This window comes from Streptococcus sp. CF7_Ac1-12, assembly GCF_024295905.1.
GTDB lineage: Bacteria > Bacillota > Bacilli > Lactobacillales > Streptococcaceae > Streptococcus > Streptococcus mitis_AP.
Window position 1 is genome coordinate 21,541 of sequence record NZ_JANCPG010000018.1, and the last position, 16,576, is coordinate 38,116.

The window sequence follows — 16,576 nt, forward strand, 5'->3', positions numbered from 1 at the left end:
GATTATAAGTGAAGGAGTGTGACATGAAAAAGTGGTGGAAAGAGCTGATAGACAAGCCTTTATTAAAAGCCTTTTTGCATTATTATCAAGCATCAGATAGTGAGTTGACCAGTGTCGCAGTAGCCTACTATTGGTTGATCTCGATATTTCCCCTACTTTTGGTGGTGGTCAATATCCTCCCTTATTTTCAGATTCCAGTTTCCAATTTTTTAAAGGTTGTCAATGAATTTTTGCCCGATACCATGTATGATGTGGTGGCAAAGATTATTACAGAAGTGCTGACCCAACCTTCAACGGGCTTATTGAGTTTTGCGGTTTTGTCAGCCCTATGGACCTTTTCAAAATCCATGAATTTCCTACAGAAAGCCTTTAATAAAGCTTACGGAGTAGCTAAGAGTAGAGGTTTAATTTACCAGCAATTGATGAGTTTACTAGTCAGTTTTGGCTTGCAAATCCTTTTTGCCTTAGCTCTCTTTCTCAGTGTCTTTGGTCGCATGCTTCTCAACCTTATCAAAAGCTACTGGAAATCGGATAGTCCTCTCTTTGATTATCTGCAAGATCTAACAGGCCCCTTGGTCTATGCCTTGATTTTTGCAATCTTGGTCGTGCTCTACTATTTCCTGCCCAATGTTAAGGTACGACGGATTCGCTATGTGTTGCCAGGTAGTATCTTTGTCTTGTTGACCCTGGTCTTACTGCTCAATATATTTTCAGTCTATGTCAACAATTATGTCAATCACCTAGTGGACGTGCGCTTTTTCAGTTCCGTCGTCGTGGTGGTCATGATGTTTTGGTTTATTCTTATCGCTAAGATTTTAATTGTCGGTGCGGTTATCAATGCCAGTGTCCAGAGTTTGAAAGATCCGAGCTTTAGAAAAGACTAATTCCTTATCCACTACAAAACGCATACTATCAGGCTTTATAAAACCTTGATAATATGCGCTTTTTTGATTATGAAAATTAATAGATAAACATGGCATCGCCAAAACTAAAGAAGCGGTAGTGTTCTTGAATGGCATGGTGGTAGGCATCTAAGACTAATTCACGGCCTGCAAAGGCAGAAACCAACATAACCAGAGTTGATTTTGGCAGGTGGAAGTTGGTTGAGAAGGCATCCACGACCTGCCATTTATAGCCAGGTTTGATAAAGATATTGGTCCAGCCAGAATCTGCTTGGATTTGCCCCTCAAACTTGGAACCAATAGTCTCCAAGGTGCGGATAGAAGTGGTTCCGACAGCAATAACACGACCACCATTTTTCTTAACAGAGCGAAGAGTGGCAGCCGATTCTTCAGAAAGTTGGTAGAATTCTGAGTGCATTTCGTGTTCTTCCAGATTATCCACAGAAACAGGTCTAAAGGTTCCGAGTCCGACATGAAGAGTCAGATAGACTAGATGAACACCCTTAGCTTGGATTTCTGCCAGTAGTTCTTTGGTGAAGTGAAGACCAGCAGTCGGTGCAGCAGCAGAGCCGCTTTCCTTGGCGTAGACCGTTTGATAGCGTTCACGGTCATCCAATTTTTCGTGGATATAAGGTGGTAGCGGCATTTCTCCCAGACTTTCCAAGACTTCTAGGAAAATTCCTTGGTATTCAAAGCGGACAATGCGGCCCCCGTGAGTCAATTCTTCCGTAACGATAGCGCTGAGACGGCCATCACCAAAGTTGACACGAGTACCGACCTTGAGGCGTTTGGCAGGTTTAGCCAGAACTTCCCACTCATCACCACTAATGTTTTTGAGTAGGAGCAGTTCCACATGACCTCCAGTTTCTTCCTTTTGACCATAGAGGCGGGCAGGGAGAACGCGGGTATCGTTCATGACAAGAGCATCACCAGGTTCCAGCATATCAATAATAGAGTGGAAGTGTTTATCCTGCATTTCTCCCGTCTCACGATTGACGATAAGGAGTTTAGAGGCATCTCGTTTTTCAAGGGGTGTTTGGGCAATCAATTCCTCAGGCAAGTGGAAATCAAAATCAGCTGTATTCATATTTCTGTTCATTCTTTCTAAGTTCTAATCTTATCCATTATAACATGTTTCAAGTATAGTCGCTCTTTTTTTGAAAATTAAATCGTTTTCACTTGACAAAAATTGGTCTATACCATATAATAAATATAGACAGAAATGGAGGATGAAAAGATGAAAGTTATTAAAGTTGAAAACCAAATCGAAGGTGGAAAAGTTGCTTTTGAGATTTTGAAGGAAAAATTGGCCAATGGAGCTCAAACCCTAGGACTTGCGACAGGAAGCAGCCCACTTGAATTTTACAAGGAAATTGTTGAGAGTGACCTTGATTTTTCAAATCTAACCAGTGTCAACCTTGATGAGTATGTAGGGCTAGATGGGGACAACCCACAGTCTTATCGTTACTTCATGCAAGAAAACTTGTTCAACCAAAAACCATTTAAAGAAAGTTTTTTGCCTCGTGGTGTTAAGGATCATGCTGAAGCTGAAGTTGAACGCTACAATCAAATTTTGGCTGACCATCCTGTTGATTTACAAATCTTGGGAATTGGTCGCAATGGACATATTGGATTTAATGAACCTGGTACTCCTTTTGACAGTCAAACGCATCTAGTTGAACTGGACCAGTCTACTATTGAAGCCAATGCGCGCTTCTTTGACAAGATTGAAGACGTCCCAACCCAAGCTATTTCAATGGGGATTAAAAACATTTTGGATGCCAAGTCTATTATTCTCTTTGCTTACGGTGAGTCGAAAGCAGAAGCCATTGCCGGAACAGTATCTGGCCCAGTGACTGAGAACCTACCTGCAAGTAGCCTCCAAAATCACTCTGATGTAACCATCATCGCAGATGCTGAAGCGCTTAGCTTACTCGAAAAATAAAAAAGCAATGTTCTATTGAACGCTTTCAACTCTTGTATAAATGGAAGAAAAAATGGTAAATTCCCAAACTAAGTTCCACCGCTAATCCAAGTGGAAGTTAGTCTGATAAAAATCCTAAAAACCAGTGGAAATCCGTGTCAGGGTAAGTTCCACTGGTTTTAATCATGCTTGATTTCATCGCTTTTGTAAGCAAAATGATTAGAATAAGTTGCCCGATAGCTTTGAAGGTTTCACCGCGCTCTAAGCCCAATTGGATATCATTGCGGTCTGAAAGGGTAAGGTGTTTATGTTTTGTCATAGTAGACCTCATTTCTAACTCAAACGTCTCAGACTTAATTCCACCATAAAAATCCGTTTTAGACTAATTTCCACTTCGGTTAGGTAAGTGGAAGTTACTTTGAGAAGTTATGCATAAACCGTATCATATCAAGCTAAGTTCACAATGTTTGATTTATAAAATGAAAAGGAGTATAATGAGTTAAGTCAGTCTAAAATATGCATAAATATTTTAGGGGGGGCTTTTTATTTGTCCTTCCATTGTATATTAACCGATAATTATCGGAAAAGGAGCAAAATGATATATGTTTTATAAAGGTAATGAAGATAGAGAAAAGCGCTTGCGGTTTTCGATTCGTAAGGTTAGTTTTGGTGCTGCTAGTGTTGCAGTAGCAGCCTTGTTCATGTTTCCAGGAAATGGGACAGTGTCTGCCACAGAGCAAGGTGTAACTCCAACTAATGAGGGAAGACAAGGCTCGCCACTGAAAGACCCAGATGTCCAGAATGGAACCTACGGGGCGACTCCAGTAGTCAATCAGTTGGATGGAAATTCTGGTAGCAGTGAGACTACTGCTCCGAAAGGTCAAGAAGAAACATCTACTACTGCGACTCCAGCGCCAGTAGTATCATCTCCTGCTTCAGTAACAGAAGAAGCAGAAGAAAAAGCTACACCTGATCTGGATAAAAAACAGCTGGAAGATTACGTAGCAGAAATTGATGCTAAATTAGCCTCAGGTAGCTATGCGACTAAGACAGATGAAAGTGTCGCAACCCTTAAAGAACATTTAGAATTAGCAAAACTTGCCCTAACAACAGCCAAAAGTCAAGACGAGTTAACAAAAGCTTACAGAAAACTTCTTATGACAGCTAGCAGCGGTTTACGTAATAAGCCTAAAGCGCAAGTGGAAAGTCCTAAACTAGATACCACAGAAGGAAAAGCGACTGTCGGTAAGAAAGCAAGCACTACTGATAAAGCTACAGGAACCAACTCTATCGCAAACTCAGGACAACATGATCCACGTAATGGACAAGCCCTAGACAGAAACAACCCATTCCGAACAGATGGGACAACGACAGATACTGATCCAGATGCGAATCAAACGTATACATTGCCGGGAGATAGTGCCAATCTTAAAGAAGTTGCGAATAGTTTAATAAATTTACCAACAAAAATAACTAATGAAACAAAGATAACTTCTATTAACGAAGTTGGTGCACTACAAAAGATAGCTCCTGGAGAAGTTAAAGATATTAATGAGTTCGGTGGTTGGAAAGCCACTAGTGGAGGAGTCTTTGCTATTGCAAGAAGAACAGACAAAGGAGTATTTCCTATTGAAACTGTAAACACAGTATTGGTTCAGAATGGACCGTATCGGACATGGTTAAATGAGAGTACTTTTGATCGTTCTAAAGATTATGCCTTATTTTTAGCAGAGGTTAGAACAAAAGCTACTGAAGAAGAAGCTGTAGATGATGGCAGTGTATATGTGGCAGAAAGGCATTACGCGAATAAAGGAATAGGGCTTGCTAAATTTAAAGGGATTGAAAAAACATTCAAAGCTTATTCTAAGTCTACTGGATCTGATGTTATTGTTTCTTTTAAAACAGGATTTACAGGAGATATTGATGGTAAGAAAGCAAAATATAGAGTAGAAGTATTCGCAAAAGATGAGTCCGGTACTACTAGAACAATATACGATCAAATATTTAGCCCTAATGAAAATAGAGAGGATGAAACTAAAAAAGTAGTTGCACCTATCATTGGAAGAGATCAATATTTCGATACGAATAGGGCTTCACTACCTACTAGAGAAACATTAAATGAAAAATTAGAACAAGATCCTAATAAAAGAAGATTGGGTACTAGTACGGGAACATTTACAAGTAAAGGAATAGTCTTGGAACCTAATGTTACGGAGTACACTGTTCGTATAAGCCCGGGAGATAATGCAAATCTAGGAATGGGATATCAAGTTCCATGGAAGCAATATGCCTTACCTATTTCAGGACTAGGGTTTACTCTTGAGCAAGATACAAGTAGGGTTGCTAAAGCACTTTTACAAAGAGTTTACAATAAGTTAAAAGAAACAGAAGAAAAAGATACCAAAGGAAAAACAGAAGCAACTATCAATGACTATAGAACACAATTAGAAAATGTTAATAAATTATTGACAGGAGATTTAAAGAAAACTCAAGACTATAAAGATATCGTAACGACTGTGTTAGCGGCTCAACAAGCGTTAAGAACTGATAAATCAAAATTAGATACTGCAAATACTAAATTATTAAATTTAATAAATGAAAATCCAGATCCAAGAATCGGTAAGACACTAACTTCTATAACCTCTTATGATTTTGCAAAAACAGAAGCAATCAATGCTCAAACAGAGGCACAAAAAATATTAAATCAAGATAATCCGGATCCAGATGTAGTAGCTACTATTGCAAGTGAATTAAATGAAAAATTAGCAGAATTAAAAATAGCAAGAGCTGAATTAGTAGATAAAGCAACAGAAGAGCAAAAAACAAAATTAGAAGCAGATGCTGGAAAACTAACAAAAGCAAGTACAGAAGGTAAAACTCAAGATAGTATTACTGCCTATAATGAAAAATATGCTCAACTAGCAACAGAGTTAGAAGCGGCAAAAAACAAAGCAACAGCGATCAAAGAAGCTGGGGACAATGCAAGTGAACACGAGGCATTAAAAGCGCAAGCGGCAGTTGATGGAGTATTAGCAAAACTAGAAGCAGCCAAAGCAGTGTTAGTGGACAAAGCGACAGATGATCAAGTATCAGAGTTACGAAAAGCAGACGTATCATTAACACCAGCATCAGCAAGTACATTTGAAACAGCAAAAACTCCGGCAAGTATTGCAGCGTACAAAAAAGCAGTAGAAGCGATTCAAACAGATTTAACAGAAGCGAAAGCTACAGCAGCAGATTTAGTGAGAAAAGCAGAACAAAATAATGCGACACAAGCAGATGCAACATCAGCAATCGCAAAAGTGGATAAATTAAAAGTTGAATTAGCAAAAGCCAATGCACTACTAAAAGACAAAGCGAATACTAGCGACTTAGCAACAGCTAAAGATGCATTAAAAGAATTAGCGAAAGTAGAAAACGCAACCGATGGCAAAACAACTTCTACAGCAGCAGCGTATACAGCAGCTAAACAAGCAGCGGATGCCGCAGTAGCAAAAGCCGAGGGATTAATGGCAAATCCCAATGTAACACCAGAAGAAGTTGCAGAAGCATTAACAGAAGTAAAAGCTAGGAAAGACGAGTTAGAAAAAGCCAAAGTAGCGTTAGTAGATAAAGCAACAGAAGAGCAAAAAACAAAATTAGAAGCAGATGCTGGAAAACTAACAAAAGCAAGTACAGAAGGTAAAACTCAAGATAGTATTACTGCCTATAATGAAAAATATGCTCAACTAGCAACAGAGTTAGAAGCGGCAAAAACTGAAGCTGAAAAAGTTTTAGCAAAAGAAAATAATGCGACTAAAGAAGAAGTTACAGCAGCACAAGCAAAAGTAGATGCAGTAAAAGCAGAATTAGATAAAGCTGTAGAATTGTTAAAGGATCTTGACAGAGAAGCTGCTAAAAAAGAAATTGCTGATGCTGCTAAAACAGCGACGGATGCTATTGAAGCTAGTACAAGCTTCACGCCAGAACAAAAGGCAGAAGAAAAAGTCAAAGTAGCTAAAGAAGCAACAGATGCAACAGATGCCATTGATAAAGCGACAACTGAAGCTGAACTAGATAAAGCTTTACGTACATTCCTATACCAAATGGATCAAGATTCATTAGTTTATGAACGACCATCTTTTGACCTTGAAGCATTCATTCAATCATCTATTACTGGAGTAGTAACAGTTGAACGTGGAAAAGCAATTCATCAAGCTGATATCATTGCTAAACTAAACTTACCAGAGAGTATTACGGTCATTAGCATAGATTTACCGGATACAAATACATTAGGTGACAAGTTTGCTAAAGTAATGTTAAGATTAGCAGATGGAAAAGAAATAACTGTAAAAGTACCGGTTAGAGTTGTTGCTTCACAAAGTGGGGAGTCTAAACCAGAAACTTCTCTTCCAGATTATGGCAGAAATAACGGATCAACTAACACTGATGCAAAAGTGGATAAAGCGAAGTTAGAAGGTGCTATTCGTCAATTAGATGAACTAATCATCCAAGAATCAGCTAAGCTTGATGCAGAAACTGCAAAAGAAGCGAATGCATTATCAGCAGATGCTAAGAAAGTATTTGCTAATGCAGACACAAGTCAAGCAGAAGTGGATGCAATGATTAAACGTATCGAAGACTTCATGGCGAAAGTTGCTCTATCAACTGATCATGCAACTCCAACTAACGACCAAGCTGCTCAAACACCAGCTGTAGCTCCAACTACTACTCAAGCAGCAGTTAACGCTGGTCACATAGCATCAGCACAAGCAAGTGTGCGTACAGTCGCTAAAGAATTGCCAAACACAGGTACAGTAGATTCTGTAGTATCTATGGTAGTAGCGGCCGCAAGTGCATTACTTGGTCTTGGTCTTGCAGGCCGTCGTCGTAAAGAAGACGAAGAAGCTTAATTGGTAGATTGTTTGATAAACATCAGATGATAATACTCAATGAAAATCAAATAGCAAACTAGGAAGCTAGCCACAGGCTACTCAAAACAGTGTTTTGAGGTTACAGATAGAACTGACGAAGTCAGTAACATATACCTACGGCAAGGCGAAGCTGACGTGGTTTGAAGAGATTTTCGAAGAGTATAAGTCCGATTTTCAAAGCTTAAACAAGTACCTCTCATAAGAAATCTCCTAGTAGGAAGGCGCTACAACCAAAGAAATCCTCTGATATCTTCTTTTAGACATATGATCTATCCCTTTAATGAGTGATCATATTCTCGATAAAAATAAGTACTGAATCCTGTTTCATCAATATAAACAGGTGCTAAGCGCTTTCAACTCTTGTATAAATGGCAGAAAAAATCAAAATTAAATCGCATTTTTGCTTGACAATTATTCCTTTTACGTGTAGAATAAAATAGATATTGAACTTGAAGGGAGTGAAAAAAATGTCTAAAACAGTAGTACGTAAGAATGAATCTCTTGACGACGCACTTCGTCGTTTCAAACGTGCGGTTACTAAAGCTGGTACTCTTCAAGAAACACGCAAACGTGAATTCTATGAAAAACCTTCTGTAAAACGTAAACGTAAATCAGAAGCAGCTCGTAAACGTAAAAAATTCTAATTAGAACTGAAAGGCTAGAGAAATCTAGTCTTTTTCTTTTAAATAAATACTACAAAGCCTGCAAAAATCTGAAATATCCTCCTACAATTTGATATAATAGAGAGAAGAACTCATTTGAAGGAGGAAATGATGTCGGTTTTAGTAAAAGAAGTGATTGAAAAGCTTAGACTAGACATTGTCTATGGCGAACCAGAATTACTTGAAAAGGAAATTAATACCGCGGACATTACGCGACCTGGTCTTGAAATGACAGGATATTTTGACTACTACACGCCAGAGCGAATCCAGCTCTTGGGAATGAAGGAGTGGTCCTATCTTGTTTCGATGTCCTCTCACAATCGTTACCAAGTCTTGAAAAAAATGTTTCTACCTGAGACACCTGCGGTCATTGTTGCTCGAGGTTTGGTGGTTCCCGAGGAGATGCTAAAGGCAGCCAGAGAATGTAAGATTGCTATTTTAACCAGTCGTACAGCTACTAGTCGTTTGTCTGGAGAGCTATCTAGTTATCTGGATTCTCGTTTGGCAGAACGTACCAGTGTGCACGGTGTCTTGATGGACATCTATGGGATGGGTGTCTTGATTCAGGGAGATAGCGGTATCGGTAAGAGTGAGACAGGTTTAGAGCTTGTAAAACGTGGTCACCGCTTGGTAGCTGATGACCGTGTCGATATCTTTGCCAAGGATGAGATTACTCTTTGGGGTGAACCAGCTGAAATCTTGAAACACTTGATTGAAATTCGTGGGGTTGGGATTATCGATGTTATGAGCCTCTACGGTGCGAGTGCGGTCAAGGATTCTTCACAAGTCCAGCTGGCTGTTTACTTGGAAAATTACGATACGCATAAGACTTTTGATCGTCTGGGAAACAATGCAGAGGAAATAGAAATTTCTGGCGTAGGCATTCCTCGTATCCGAATTCCAGTTAAAACAGGTCGGAATATCTCTGTCGTCATTGAGGCTGCTGCCATGAACTATCGTGCCAAGGAAATGGGCTTTGATGCGACGCGTTTATTCGAAGAACGTTTGACAAATCTCATTGCTCAGAACGAGGTGCCTAATGCTTGATCCAATTGCTATTCATCTAGGCCCTCTAGCTATCCGATGGTATGCCTTGTGTATTGTGACAGGCTTGATTCTTGCGGTTTATTTGACCATGAAAGAAGCGCCTAGAAAGAAAATTATACCAGACGATATTTTAGATTTTATCTTGATAGCCTTTCCTTTGGCTATTTTAGGAGCTCGTCTCTACTATGTTATTTTCCGTTTTGATTACTATAGTCAGAATTTGGGAGAAATTTTTGCCATTTGGAATGGTGGTTTGGCCATTTACGGTGGTTTGATAACTGGTGCCCTTGTACTCTATATCTTTGCTGATCGTAAACTCATCAATACTTGGGATTTTCTAGACATTGCGGCGCCTAGCGTCATGATTGCCCAAAGTTTGGGTCGCTGGGGTAATTTCTTTAACCAAGAAGCCTATGGTGCAACAGTGGATAATCTGGATTATCTACCTGGCTTTATACGTGACCAGATGTATATTGAGGGGAGCTACCGTCAGCCGACCTTCCTTTATGAGTCTTTATGGAATCTACTTGGATTTGCCTTGATTTTGGTATTCAGACGGAAATGGAAGAGTCTCAGACGAGGTCATATCACTGCTTTCTACTTGATTTGGTATGGTTTCGGTCGAATGGTCATCGAAGGCATGCGGACAGATAGCCTTATGTTCTTTGGTCTTCGAGTGTCTCAATGGCTATCAGTTGTCCTTATCGGTCTCGGTATTTTTATCATTCTATATCAAAATCGAAAGAAGGCCCCTTACTATGTTACAGAGGAGGAAAATTAAATGTTAGAAGTTGCATATATTCTTGTAGCCATTGCTTTGATTGTCTTTTTGGTCTATCTGATTATCACGGTACAAAAGCTTGGTCGTGTTATTGATGAAACAGAGAAGACGATTAAAACCTTAACTTCAGATGTGGATGTGACCTTACATCATACCAATGAATTGCTATCTAAGGTCAATGTCTTGGCAGATGATATCAATGTCAAGGTGGCAACGATTGATCCACTCTTTAGCGCTGTTGCAGATTTATCTCTATCTGTTTCAGACCTCAATGATCATGCGCGTGTCTTGAGCAAGAAAGCTTCATCGGCTGGTTCAAAAACACTTAAGACTGGTGCAAGTTTGTCAGCTCTACGTGTCGCAAGTAAATTTTTCAAAAAATAAAAAAGGAGAATTCTTATGGGTAAACTATCCTCAATCCTTTTAGGAACCGTTTCAGGTGCAGCTCTTGCCTTGTTTTTAACAAGTGACAAGGGCAAGCAAGTTTGCAGTCAGGCTCAAGATTTTCTAGATGATTTGAGAGAAGATCCTGAGTATGCCAAGGAGCAGGTCTGTGAAAAACTGACAGAAGTTAAGGATCAGGCTACAGATTTTGTTCTGAAAACCAAAGAACAGGTTGAGTCAGGTGAAATCACTGTGGACAGTGTACTTGCTCAAGCCAAATCATGTGCCCGTCAAGCGACAGAAGCATCAAAAAATCGATTCAATAATCTCAAGGAGCAATGGCAAGAAAAGGCCGAAACTCTTGAGGAATCAGAAGAGATTGTGATTGATATCAAAGAAGAAAAAATCTAGATTTGACGAGACTGGGCAAAAACTCAATTCTAGGAAAAAATGAAGTAAATCTTCTCACAATAAAACACATAGTATCAAGTTTTTTCAATACTTGATACTATGTGTTTTTTGATTTTAAAGGCTTTTTGACAAACCTTTTTTAAAACATATGAGTGTTATGAATTTTTATGGTATAATGGCAGTGTTAGAAGTGAAATATTTACATTTTTTTATATTTTACTGATATTTTAGTAATATTAAGCAATCCATTTTCTATGATTAGAAATCAATGCGATAGTTTAGGACAAAGTAGAGGAAAAGCTCTAAAATTTTAGTCAAGAAACGGTTTAGTATTTTGTCAATGTAAAATATTAGAATCCTCTATTTTGTAAAAAATAGCTAGAAAGAAAGTTGGTAAAATGAAAGATATTTTTAATAAACGTCAACGTTTTTCGATTCGAAAATTTTCTGTTGGAGTGGCTTCTGTATTAATAGGAATTGCCTTGTTTACACCATCTCAGGGAGTGCTTGCTTCTACGGGAAATAATTTGGCAACAGAGATAGGAGTTAATTCTGAAAGGGAGAATTCGACCCCTACTGTGGAGAAAAAACAAGAGGCTCAAAATTCACCAGAAAATCGAGATGATCTTTCCAGTCCAGCCCCCAAAGATACCCCAATCGAATCTACAAGGACTACAGGACTTGAGACATCTGGGGATAAGGAAAATAATAGCTTGACCACAAGGGATTTCGTGGCGGGTGAAGACAGATCAAGCACTCCAGCGGTGAGAGCAGCATCAAATCCTTCCGAGGTTAAAAAGTATGAATTAACTGATGAGTATGCTAAGCAAATAAAAGCAGGAGTAATCGGTTCAGAAGGCAATAAGCTTGATAGTTTGTTATTAAACGGCCCTCAGTTAAGTCCAGAAGCCTATACAGATGATGATTACTTGAAGGATAAAGAAGAACTTTATATTTATGAAAAAGACGGGAAAAAGTATGTAGGCTACAATAGTCATCCTATGTTAGAAGATACTGATGGTGATGGTATTATTGACAGTAACGAAAAGCCAGATGAAAAATTAAAATGGAATGTAAGTGAGCGCGATATGATTATGTTCATGGAATTGTCCTACCGTGATGATAATTATATTGATAGAGTGCTGGATCATAAGAAACCTTTAACAGAGTCAGAGTTATATAAAAAGAATGGTGACCGTAAACCACGTTATGAATATATGATGATGAATAAGGAATTAGGACCTTATTGGGAGAGGAAGAAAAGTTATCATACCTCCAGTGGACTAGATGCTGTGTTGTATGAGACGAAGAGTGATTTCTTATATTTACCAAATGGAACTGCACAAGTATTAGCCTTTCGTGGAACAAGTGATGTGAAAGATATTAAAGCAGATATCACTCTGGGAACTGGAAGAAATCCTCAACAGGGGATAGATGCAGAAAATATCATGCGCGAACTAGCTAAAGATAAGAGCATTACCAATCTTTATTTAACAGGACATTCTTTAGGAGGATATTTAGTACAACGGGCAATGGTTGAAGCCTATGAGTTGGCATATTCTGACAGCAGAGTCATGTCTCCTAAAGAACAGTTGGCTTATAGAAACTTTTATAATAATGTATTAAAAAAAGGAACAACATTTAATGCCCCAAAAGTAGTGACGAGTTTGGTTTCTGGTCGTGAATTTTGGCAAAAAGGTTTAGATAGCAAAAAAATAGCTAAGTCTGGTAAAATGACTCATTATATTGTTGATAATGATTCGACGATAAGAAAAGGTGTCAGCAATGATAGTGATGTTGTTATAAATGTTGGACGAACCAGTGGAGGTCATAGTTCACGTTCTTATTTTGAAGCCGATATGATTAATAGACGATCAGAGTTTATATCTGGGAAACGAATTTCTTTAGATGGGACAGGTTATCAAGATAAAAAAATAACAACAGTTAAATCTGTAGAAAAAGTTGGAGAAACTGCTGTATATAGTAAACGCGGAGATGACATCATTAAGTCAACAACTGTTAGTATGAAAGACCCAGATACAGGTCAGATTACAAAAAATACACTTGATGAAGTGTTCGAGAAAGATGGAGCCAAGGCTAAAGTTGTCGCTACGTCAATACAGCCAAGTATTCGTTACGAGAAAGACGCTACAAGAGCCAAAGGTGAAGTAAAAATCACAGTAGCTGGTATTTCAGGCACTAGAACAGTAACCACAACCTATACAGTTAATGCTACAGATGGCAGCCTTATTCCACATGAAGGTCAACCAGTTATCAAACCTTCAACTCCTACAGTGGTCAAAGTGCCAGCTAAGGATGAGGTTGAATACCTCAAAGAAGTCGATGATATTGTTAAGAATACTACAACTTACGCAGTCAATCCAAACACAGGTGTCCTTACCCCAACAGAGAAAAAGGAAGTGTTCAAGAAAGATGGAGCCAAGGCTAAGGTTGTCGTTATGCCAATAGAGCCAAGTATTCGTTACGAGAAAGACGCCACAAGAGCCAAAGGTGAAGTAAAAATCACATCAGCTGGTACGTTAGGAACAAGTACAGTAACCACCACCTACACGGTTAATCCTACAGATGGTAGCCTCATTCCACATGAAGAACCGGCAGTAGTAGTTCCATCAAAACCGACAGTGGTCAAAGTTCCAGCTAAGGATGAGGTTGAATACCTCAAAGAAGTCGATGATGTTGCTAAGAAGACTACAATTTACGAAGTGAATGAAAGTACAGGAGACCTTATTCCAACCGTTAGGCAAGACATTGTCAGTCCAAATGGCGTCAAATCCAAAGTCGTAACCAAAATAATTCCGGTAACAACACGGTATGAAGCAGATAAAACCAAAGATGTAGGAAATACTACGGTTACTAATAATGGATCTGAAGGTAAGATAGTAACAACAACATCAACACTTGTTAATGAAACTAACGGTACAGTAACGGATGGGACACCGGTTGTTAGTAGAACAGAAATGGTACCAAAAGTCGTTAAAGTTGGTGCCAAAGACAAAGTCTTAGAAACTCCTATTGAACCAGAAGTGGAATACATTAAAGATGTTGAAAAAGACTTCGGTACACAAGATCAGCGTACTGAGGGTGAAAAAGGTAAAGCAGTCACTACAACCACTTACGATGTAGATCCAAAGGACGGTCATATCACAGAACACCTTGGTAATCCAGTCGTCACCCCGGCAGGTAAGACAATCGTTAAAGTAGGAGCAAAAACTAAGGTTGAACGCTCTAAAGATCCTGAAGGTCGTGAAGTTATCAACACTACAACTTATGAAGTTGATCCAAAAACGGGTAAGGTAACTCCTATAACAGTTCGAACTGATGGGAAATCGAAAGAAGCAAAAGTAGAGTTAGAACAAGATCCTAAGACAGGTGATGATACAGCAACACCGAAGACACAAGATGGCTCAATATACGCACCAGGAACTAAGGTAGAAGTCCCAGACGAAGATGGTAAAGGTAAAGTACCAAATAGTGATCTACCAGATGTAGAAAAACCAGGTACAGGTACGATTACTGAGCCAGGTAAACCATCTTTGGAAGTTCCTAATGTAACAATGTTTGAAAATGGTGTATTACCGGATTCAATTGAATTACCAGAGATAATGATTGAGGTTCGTTGGATTGGTGAAGATGGAAATGTATTGAAACCATCCCTTAAGACAGGCAATGAAAAGGATGCGGAACATGGATCAATTTCAGGATATGAATTTGTACGAACTGTGATTGATGAAAATGAACCAGTAATGACTCACATTTTCAGAAAAGCAAGTGGAAGTACAAATCCAAATACAATTCCAGCAACTCTACCTAAAGTAACAATTTTTGAAAATGGTGTATTACCAGATTCAATTGAGTTGCCAGAGCTAATGATTGAGGTTCGATGGATTGATGAAGATGGAAATGTATTGAAACCATCCCTTAAGACAGGCAATGAAAAGGATTCGGAACATGGATCAATTTCAGGATATGAATTTGTACGAACTGTGATTGATGAAAATGAACCAGTAATGACCCACATTTTCAGAAAAGCAAGTGGAAGTACAAATCCAAATACAATTCCAGTAAACCCAGTCACACCTGATACTAATGGAAATACTGGTCCCGATACATCTGCGCTAACAACTCCAATTCCAGTTGCGCCAGTCACAGCTGATGCTAATGGAAATCCTGGTCAAGATACAGCTGCACCAACAACTTCAACTCCAATTCCAGATTCAGTTACTCCGAATGCAAAACATGAAAATACTACAGATACTATTGATAACGGAGCTAAGTCAAATGAATTTCAAAATGTACTACCAAATACAGGAACGGAATTAAATGCGACTCTTGCCTCTCTAGGACTTCTTGGACTATTGAGTGGATTTGGACTTGTAGTTCGCAAGAAAAAAGAAGACTAAAAATTTAGTAAAAAGATGAACTGTTCATTGTTAAGTGGACAATGAAATATTAAACAACGGCCTTGTTCCTCATTTTAAGAGGTACAAGGCCGTTGTTGTATTTTTTGAAAAGTAGATTCTATGGTATGTTGAAATAAGATGTGAATAAATCGATTAGGTAAGAAGACTAATTTCTAGAAATATTTTAGTGGTTCCGATATACTATTCTAGTTTCAATCTGCTATAGATGAGTCATCTGTTACTATTAAATTTTCTAGATGATTGTTTTTACTATTAAAAATGACGGTGAATTATCTGACATGATAAGTGGTTACAGATTTATTTTAAAGCTAGAGATTTGATTATGTTGATACATATAACATAATAACATTTTATAAATAATTAAATATTTTATCCCTTGTTTTATGTAATAAATCGGTTTTGACTTGTTTAAATATATTAAAAATGGTATAATCGAGTTGTGATAGCTGTGATAGCTGTGATAGCTGTGATAGCTGTGATGTTATTTGCTAATAGCAATCATCATAGTGATTTTTGTAGCTTAACTCTTTTTAAGGAGTTGAAGTTATAAAGATTGCTTTTTAATTATATTGTCCTTAGGAGGAGAAATGGAACACAAATCGAATTCATATAAAGTAAATCGACAGCAACGTGAAAAAGTTTTGCGCTATTCTATTCGAAAGTATAGTTTTGGTGCAGCTTCAGTTGCTGTAGCAGCGCTGATGTTTTTGGGTGCGCGCGTTGCGAGTGCGGATAGTGTAAGCGAAAATACTGCACCATCTGCTGCAGGTGTAGTAAGCCCTAAAGATGAGCCTAAGTCGCCTCAAGGTATTGCGGAACCTACTGAAAATAAAGTAGATGCAGGAAAAAATTCTTCAGAAAATCAAGCGCTTACAAGTGCTGTGAATGACGCGCCTACAGTCGATAAAGCCAAGTTGAAAAAAGTAGTTGAAGAATTAAATTCTCTTCTTTCAACTAAATTAAACCTTGACGATTCAGTAGTCTCACCTGTTAAAGACAGACTTCAAAAAGGGAAAGAGGCCCTAGAAAATTCTGAGCTAGCTCAAAAGGATATTGATGAGCTTGTAGAACTCTTGTCTAAAGATGTGACAGTGGTATCAGTTGCTGCTA

General features: G+C 38.5%; 10 protein-coding genes and 2 pseudogenes. 10 read left to right on the forward strand and 2 right to left on the reverse strand.

Annotated features, from left to right (window positions below):
- Positions 1-23 precede the first annotated feature (23 nt).
- Positions 24-884 (forward strand): YihY/virulence factor BrkB family protein, encoded by an 861-nt coding sequence (locus NMM17_RS08555; protein ID WP_000759508.1) that lies wholly within the window; start codon positions 24-26, stop codon positions 882-884.
- Between the two features lie 76 nt (positions 885-960).
- Here the strand turns inward: NMM17_RS08555 and queA are convergent, their stop codons facing one another.
- Complete coding sequence (gene queA, locus NMM17_RS08560) at positions 961-1,989, reverse strand: tRNA preQ1(34) S-adenosylmethionine ribosyltransferase-isomerase QueA (protein WP_001090133.1); 1,029 nt, start codon at positions 1,987-1,989, stop codon at positions 961-963.
- 150 nt (positions 1,990-2,139) lie between these two features.
- Here queA and NMM17_RS08565 point away from each other — a divergent pair, with 150 nt between their 5' ends.
- Positions 2,140-2,847 carry a glucosamine-6-phosphate deaminase gene (locus NMM17_RS08565; RefSeq protein WP_000864590.1) on the forward strand — a complete coding sequence of 236 codons (708 nt, stop codon included), beginning with the start codon at positions 2,140-2,142 and terminating at the stop codon, positions 2,845-2,847.
- 199 nt (positions 2,848-3,046) lie between these two features.
- Here the strand turns inward: NMM17_RS08565 and NMM17_RS08570 are convergent.
- A pseudogene (locus NMM17_RS08570) lies at positions 3,047-3,145 on the reverse strand (helix-turn-helix domain-containing protein); the annotation flags it as partial.
- 283 nt (positions 3,146-3,428) lie between these two features.
- On the opposite strand from NMM17_RS08570, the gene NMM17_RS08575 reads away from it, so the two are divergent.
- From NMM17_RS08575 to NMM17_RS08610, 8 genes and pseudogenes are all read left to right on the forward strand, one after another.
- Positions 3,429-7,718, forward strand: coding sequence for a YSIRK-type signal peptide-containing protein (locus NMM17_RS08575; RefSeq protein ID WP_254754250.1), 4,290 nt, complete (start codon positions 3,429-3,431; stop codon positions 7,716-7,718).
- Positions 7,719-8,206: 488 nt separating this feature from the next.
- On the forward strand, positions 8,207-8,383 hold the full coding sequence (gene rpsU / locus NMM17_RS08580; protein ID WP_000048054.1) for a 30S ribosomal protein S21: 177 nt from the start codon (positions 8,207-8,209) through the stop codon (positions 8,381-8,383).
- A gap of 129 nt (positions 8,384-8,512) precedes the next feature.
- Positions 8,513-9,448, forward strand: a complete 936-nt coding sequence (gene hprK, locus NMM17_RS08585; RefSeq protein ID WP_000115152.1) for an HPr(Ser) kinase/phosphatase — start codon at positions 8,513-8,515, stop codon at positions 9,446-9,448.
- Entirely contained in the window at positions 9,441-10,229 is a 789-nt protein-coding gene (lgt, locus tag NMM17_RS08590) for a prolipoprotein diacylglyceryl transferase (RefSeq protein ID WP_254754251.1), read from the forward strand. The genes hprK and lgt overlap by 8 nt, the downstream gene beginning before the upstream one ends.
- Positions 10,230-10,656 (forward strand): annotated as a pseudogene (locus NMM17_RS08595) (DUF948 domain-containing protein).
- Positions 10,629-11,024 (forward strand): YtxH domain-containing protein, encoded by a 396-nt coding sequence (locus NMM17_RS08600; RefSeq protein WP_254754252.1) that lies wholly within the window; start codon positions 10,629-10,631, stop codon positions 11,022-11,024. The pseudogene NMM17_RS08595 and the gene NMM17_RS08600 overlap by 28 nt, the downstream one beginning before the upstream one ends.
- 398 nt (positions 11,025-11,422) lie before the next feature.
- Positions 11,423-15,445 (forward strand): YSIRK-type signal peptide-containing protein, encoded by a 4,023-nt coding sequence (locus NMM17_RS08605; RefSeq protein WP_254754253.1) that lies wholly within the window; start codon positions 11,423-11,425, stop codon positions 15,443-15,445.
- 608 nt (positions 15,446-16,053) lie between these two features.
- Positions 16,054-16,576 (forward strand): YSIRK-type signal peptide-containing protein (locus NMM17_RS08610; protein WP_254754254.1); only part of this gene is annotated, 523 nt, incomplete at its 3' end.